The sequence below is a fragment of the Microcoleus sp. B4-D4 genome (genome assembly GCF_036705185.1).
Lineage (GTDB): Bacteria > Cyanobacteriota > Cyanobacteriia > Cyanobacteriales > Microcoleaceae > Microcoleus.
The window spans coordinates 1-1,555 of the sequence record NZ_JAUBTX010000112.1; the positions used below are offsets into that span (position 1 = coordinate 1).

The following is a 1,555-nucleotide window of genomic DNA, read 5'->3' on the forward strand; positions in this document are numbered from 1 at the left end:
AGGGCTTGCTGAATAAGCCTAAAACCCTTACCTCAAAAGACTTTGACTCGCGTTCGGCGTAGACAACGTGTAAGACTATGAGCTAAAATTAGTCAAAAGCCATGCACAGCAGCACTTTCGTTCATGTACCGAAAAGTTGACCCAACCCCAACCCCACCTTCCAACTTTGACCTTCACGGACAGGGGCAATTATCAGAGAATAATCGTTGGGTAATCATGGCAAAAATAATTCCGTGGTCAGAATTTGAAGATGAATATGCCGAAAATTTTACAGTATCTACAGGAGCGCCTGCCAAATCATTTAGGATGGCATTGGGGGCATTAATAATTAAAGAAAGGCTAGGAACCAGCGACAAAGAAACGCTAGAACAAATAAGAGAAAACCCATACCTACAATACTTTATAGGCATGACAACCTATAGTGATGCCGCACCATTTGATTCATCCATGTTCGTTCATTTTAGGGAGAGAATAGGTGTCAACCTAGTCAATAAAATCAACGAAAAAATGGTCAAAGAGCAGACCGAAGTGCTAGGAGTTCTCGTCGAAAAAGAGTCATCAGAAATAAGTGAACCCAAAAATCAAGGAAAATTAATATTAGATGCCACCTGTACGCCAGCCGACATTAAATATCCGACCGACTTAGGACTATTAAATCAAGCAAGAGAACATACTGAAAAAATCATAGATGCTCTGCACAATCAAATTAAATCACCCGTAAAAAAAAAACCGAGGACATATCGAAACCGAGCCAGGAAAGAATACCTAACTATAGCAAAACAGCGAAAGCCACGACGAAAAGAAAGAAGAAAAGCAATTAAAAAACAACTGCAATACATCCAAAGAAATTTGGCGAATATAGAGGGAATGGGTGAGCTACAGTTACTGACTAAATCTCATTATAAAATGCTGTTAGTAGTGGCAGAAGTCTACCGTCAACAGTTGTCAATGTATGAAAAGAAAGAACATAGTATTCCCGACAGAATAGTAAGTTTAAAGCAACCACGTATCCGCCCCATCGTCAGAGGGAAAGCCGGGAAATCCGTTGAATTTGGGGCAAAACTGTCAGCCAGTTGTCGAAATGGGTACGTGTTTTTAGACCGAATTAGTTGGGATAACTTCAACGAATCAGGAGACCTTAAAAGACAAGTAGAAGCATTTAAACAATTCACCGGATTTTACCCTGAATCAATTCATGTAGATCGGATATATCGAACACAAGAAAATAGAGCTTGGTGCAAAGAACTCGGCATAAGAATGAGTGGTGTCCGTCTAGGAAGACCTCCCAAAAATCTGAGCAAAGCAATGAAAAAACAAGCTCAATCAGACGAGAGAATTCGTAACTTAATTGAAGGGAAATTTGGAGAAGCTAAAAGAAGATTTAGCCTCGGTAGAGTGATGGCTAAACTTGATAATACTTCTGAAACAAGCATCGCAATAACTTTTCTGGTGATGAATCTTTCTGCCCTGCTACGGCAGGCTTTTTGGCTTTTTTTCGGTCTATTTCATAACAAAAACCTTTTTTCATGTTTTTTGGCTTAAATCATTGGTAAAA

Annotated in this window: 1 protein-coding gene; it reads left to right on the top strand. The window is 39.4% G+C overall.

The window, feature by feature from the left end; translation table 11 throughout:
• Positions 1 to 123: 123 nt before the first annotated feature.
• Positions 124 to 1,542 (top strand): IS5 family transposase, encoded by a 1,419-nt coding sequence (locus tag QUB13_RS30300; RefSeq protein ID WP_333388765.1) that lies wholly within the window; start codon positions 124 to 126, stop codon positions 1,540 to 1,542.
• Positions 1,543 to 1,555 lie beyond the last annotated feature (13 nt).

Bases quoted from the DNA above. Each gene is read 5' to 3' on its own strand.
- QUB13_RS30300 (WP_333388765.1), top strand. From the start codon at position 124: ATGTACCGAAAAGTTGACCCAACCCCAACCCCACCTTCCAACTTTGAC.